Genomic DNA, 4,048 nt, shown 5'->3' with positions numbered 1-4,048 from the left:
TCCCGATCCTGTCACGACCTGCAGACATCCGTCCCTACAGGAGAGCCACACCCAAGACCGTTGCAGTACTAGGGCTGTTGGGGACCGATCCGGACGGGGACTCGATGTCAGCGTTACCGCGGTACCACGGCAACCATCACTCTGCGGTGGGCCGGGATGTCCTTGCCCTGATGGAGGGGGACACAAGGCTGGGCGAGATCGCGTTAGCGCGGATCGGGCAGCTGACCCGCGGTGAGATCTTCGGTCACCCGTTGCTCGAGGCGCGAGCCGGGCTCGCCGATCTGAGCGACTGCCGGGTTGTGTGGTTTGACACGCAGGAGCACGATCCGGGCTGGCGCAACATCGTCACGGGCAGCGGGGTTCACCTGCCGGCCCGGGATCCTGCCCCTCCTGACGCGCCGCGGCCGCGGTTTTGCATCCTGTACCGGCTGCAGGATCCGGTACCTGGTTCGGACGGCAAGGAGGACCCACGGATCTGCCTGCAGGTTCTGGCGGTTGCCGCGCGCACGGAGGTGTACCGGACGGGCGGACGGCGGCTGCAGCGGCCAGCGGTGGTCACCCACCAGCCCAGTCGTGCAGCCCGGCCGTCCCTCAGGCTGGTACGCCAGAACCAGGCGCAGCAGGAAACCCATCTGCAGGACTCCGGCCTACCGCCCTTCCCGCATCGGTGATGCTCTGAGGCCAGGGCTCAAGGCGTTGGTGTGGGCAGTGCGACTGCGATGCCATGCCCTGGCATACGTGATGCCCAACGTCAGGGCCATCGGGGCGAATCCGGGCAAGACAGTCAATCCTGTGGGTGTGTACATGTGATGGCCTATCCGTTGGAGCCTATGCCCACGGAGATCAGCAGGAACGGTACGACGCGGGTGGCCGGGAAGGGGCCATGGTGGCGGATCTTGAGTTGAGTGTGCTGAAGCGCACTTGCATCCTCCGGGTGCGGTCAACGGCGTGTTCGTCGACGAGCATGTATGCCGTGCTGTCAACTCCCGTGAGTTGCAAGTCTTTTCAGAAGGGCCTGGATGTCGCGTGCCGCTGGTGTGGTGGTACTGCCGGAGTTGTGTGCCAAGAGTTCGAGGATCTCTTGGCCCGCCGCGAGGGCGTCCTGCGGGGGGAGCCTGGCCCAGGCTGCGGCGGCGTTGCGGGTAGTGATGGCGATGCGGCGGCATTGGTTGTGGTCGTGCACCTGGCGCCGGGGGCACGGCCCGAGCTGCTCGCGCCAGGTGGCCGAGATCCAGCTCCAGCTCCGGTAGGCATAGGTGTAGTCCTCTTTGATCCAGGCCAGGTGGGCGCGTAGTTCGGCTGCTTCGAGGGTTTGCCAGTGTGTGGGGCCGAGGCCGGGATGGTTGGTGAGTTGGATCAGGTGCTGGTCCGCCCCTTGGATGGCTGCGTCGAGGTGTCCGCGGATGGCGAGGGCCTGGATGCCGGCGATGGGCGTCTGGTCGGCGGGGGGTGGAGCGTCGGCGGGTGCCGGAGTGTGTGTTGCGGTCGTGCCGTCGGGATGCACGGTGAGGGTGGCTTTGACGCCGTAGCGGCGGTCGTCGATGCAGGCGCTGACGGCGTGTCCGAGGCCGGCGGCCTCGAGCTGGAGGTGGCTGAGGACGGCCTGGTCCAGGTCGACTCCGGCAGGCAGGGGAATGGCCTCTCCGTGGATGTGCGCGGTTGTCTCATCGAGGATGTCGACGGGGATGGCGGCTGCGGGTGTGGGCATCGCTTCTCGTTCCTCTGCGGGATGACGGGCAGGGGGTGGTGTGGGTCAGATGGATGGTGTGCCTGCGGCGCTGGGGAAGGAGGGTTCGGTCCAGCCGCGGTAGCGCAGTCTCCAGGTGCCGTGGGTGAGGTCCTTGCGGCGGACGATGTCGATGTAGCCCCGGCGTTTGATGTCGTTGGAGGCGACGAGGTCGTTGCCCAGGTAGAGGGCGACGTGTCCCCACTGGCTGTCGGTGGCGTAGAAGAGCAGGGCGCCGGGGGGCGGGGTGTTGGACCCGGCGTGGGCCCGGCCGGCCGAGACGAGGCGGTCCCAGTGCGCGTTGGCGCTCACTGAGCCGCTGCTGCCGTAGCCGTAGGCCTGGGCGACGAAGTTGTCGCAGCAGGCCGCCCAAGTGCCGGCGGCGTTGCAGGTCCGCAGCGGGAGGGGGATGGTCGGTGCCTTCCGTGCAGCTTGGATGGCCTGCTGGGGGGTGCGGGGGTTCTTGGCCTTGAACTTGCCTGGGGGAGCGTCCCGGTCTCCGGCGCAGCCGTCGGTGACGGAGGTGACTGTCTCTGCTCCCCAGGTCTTGGCCACCAGAGCTCCGGCGCTGGATTCCCATCGGGCGTAGGCGGTGGGGTGGCCGGAGCGTTGGACCTGCTGTGCCACACGGGTCAGCGGGCTGGTCTGCCAGTTGGCCACCCGGATCAGGCGGTCGTAGAAGCTGTTCGATGCGTGGACGGGGTCGCTGACCTGCTGGAGGGTTCCCCAGTTCTGACTGGGCCGCTGCTGGAACAGACCTGCGGAGTCGCTGTGCCCGCCGCGCAGGTTCCTCAGCGTCGATTCCTGCATGGCCGTCGCTACCGCGATCACGGCGGCCCGCGGGCTGAGGTTGCGGGTGCGCGCCACGTTGGTGATGACGGCGGCGTTGCGCTCCTGTGCGCGGCTCCACCGTGGCTGTTGCTGGGGCCCCTGGGGGCGCAGGGGCACGGTGACGCGCTTGGTGCTGCTCGGCTTGGTCTTCCCCTCGAATTTCACGTCCGGTCCTTGCGGGCCGGTGCCTTCGGTGCCGTTGCCCACGGGGCGGAGCGGGGCGCTACAGGTCTGGGCGTTGGCGACGGAGTCTGAGCCGGAGAAGACGGCCTGAAGCGTCAGGCTGATCATCATCACGAGGGCGAACAGCATCACGACTCCGGCCAGGGCTATCCCTCGCAGAACGGTCATCTCATTCCTCCGGTGCGGCTGGCACCCGTGGGGGATTGTCCGCAGCGCGGGAAACAAGGAAGTGTTTTCCCGCACGGCGGGAAATGCTTCGGTTTCTCGTCCTGCGCGCGCGACGCCGCGCAGGGACGCCCCTACGGTTCTGACCTGTCGAGAGAATCAGAACGACCGTCCTTCGAAAGGGATCCTAATTCAACAAGCGCCCTGCAGGCCAACAGAGTCGGCATACTTTTTGCCAGCCACGGGAGAGATTTTCCCGGCTCTCTGGTGTGCAGCGGCTGCAGCACGGCGCCCGATCGGAGTTCCGGAGAGGCGGAGATGCACGCTCTTTACGGGATAGTGGAGACGGCCGCCAAAGGCGGCAAAAAGGAGGGGGGCGGCTCCATTGACTCCCTGCTGCAGGGGATAACCCCGGACTGGGGGCCTTTCAAGGCGCTCCAGGATCCGGCGCAGCAGGTGATCGGCGTGATTATGGCCGGCGTGGTTCTCTTCCTTCTCGGAACGGCGGTCGTGGGGGCAATGCATATCAAGGTCGGAAACTCCCAGGCGAACACCATGGAGACGAAGAAGGGGCAGACGCAGGTTGCCAGTGCTCTGGTGGGCCTGTTTGTCGTGGCGGCCATGGTGACAATCTTCACGATCGTGTACGGAATGGGAGGCGAGGTCTGATGCGGGCGGATCCGGGCTCGCGGAAGGGCACGCGCTCACTGCTCCCGGGCAAGCCGGAGCCAGACTCCCGCCATGGGTCTTCTCCGTGGAGGCGGGCCAAGGTGGCCGGTGTGGTGTTCACGGTCATCTTTTTCATCGGAATCCTCCTGATCAACTTCTCCGGTGGCGGCTCCTCCGAATCCGAGGACAGGGAGGAGTCAGCCCCGGAACATGCCTCATCCCCGGGCGGAAGCATCAGTGTGAAGCCGCAGAAGAAGATGGACGGAATACCTGTCGGTTATCCACGGACGAAGGCGGGAGCTCTGGCTGCTGCAGTGAACTATGAGATGGCGAGGTCGACTCCTTCATACTTCACCGACCGTCCCTTCCGGCACTCCGTTCTTACGACCGTCATGACCAGCGAGTCCGTCCGTTCACAGCAGCGCAAGGATGACGATGATGCGTCCAGGATTGTGTCGTCGCTTGGACTGAAGC

The 4,048-nt window shown here is 66.2% G+C and carries 4 protein-coding genes and 1 pseudogene; 3 read left to right on the top strand and 2 right to left on the bottom strand.

Annotation, left to right across the window (positions count from 1 at the left end; genetic code table 11):
- Window positions 1-671: hypothetical protein (locus ACFWZ5_RS45225; protein ID WP_384893021.1), on the top strand; the 671-nt coding region annotated here is incomplete at its 5' end.
- Window positions 672-979: 308 nt separating this feature from the next.
- Here the strand turns inward: ACFWZ5_RS45225 and ACFWZ5_RS45220 are convergent.
- A complete protein-coding gene (locus tag ACFWZ5_RS45220; RefSeq protein WP_384893018.1) occupies window positions 980-1,708 on the bottom strand; it encodes a hypothetical protein in 729 nt (242 codons plus the stop codon).
- A 45-nt stretch (window positions 1,709-1,753) separates the two neighbouring features.
- Complete coding sequence (locus tag ACFWZ5_RS45215) at window positions 1,754-2,908, bottom strand: hypothetical protein (RefSeq protein ID WP_384893015.1); 1,155 nt, start codon at window positions 2,906-2,908, stop codon at window positions 1,754-1,756.
- A gap of 315 nt (window positions 2,909-3,223) precedes the next feature.
- Between ACFWZ5_RS45215 and ACFWZ5_RS45210 the strand changes: the two genes are divergently transcribed.
- The gene (locus ACFWZ5_RS45210; protein WP_384893012.1) at window positions 3,224-3,574 is read left to right on the top strand and encodes a hypothetical protein; all 351 of its coding nucleotides are present in this window, start codon (window positions 3,224-3,226) and stop codon (window positions 3,572-3,574) included.
- A gap of 110 nt (window positions 3,575-3,684) precedes the next feature.
- Window positions 3,685-4,048, top strand: a pseudogene (locus ACFWZ5_RS45205) (hypothetical protein); the annotation flags it as partial.

Origin of the sequence: Streptomyces sp. NPDC059003, assembly GCF_042740445.1 — a bacterium.
GTDB lineage: Bacteria > Actinomycetota > Actinomycetes > Streptomycetales > Streptomycetaceae > Streptomyces.
This window is presented reverse-complemented; position numbering and strand designations above follow the sequence as displayed.

What these genes read in the sequence shown, in the direction of transcription:
- ACFWZ5_RS45220 (WP_384893018.1), bottom strand. Translation starts at nt 1,708, where the DNA reads ATGCCCACACCCGCAGCCGCCATCCCCGTCGACATCCTCGATGAGACA.
- ACFWZ5_RS45215 (WP_384893015.1), bottom strand. Translation starts at nt 2,908, where the DNA reads ATGACCGTTCTGCGAGGGATAGCCCTGGCCGGAGTCGTGATGCTGTTC.
- ACFWZ5_RS45210 (WP_384893012.1), top strand. Translation starts at nt 3,224, where the DNA reads ATGCACGCTCTTTACGGGATAGTGGAGACGGCCGCCAAAGGCGGCAAA.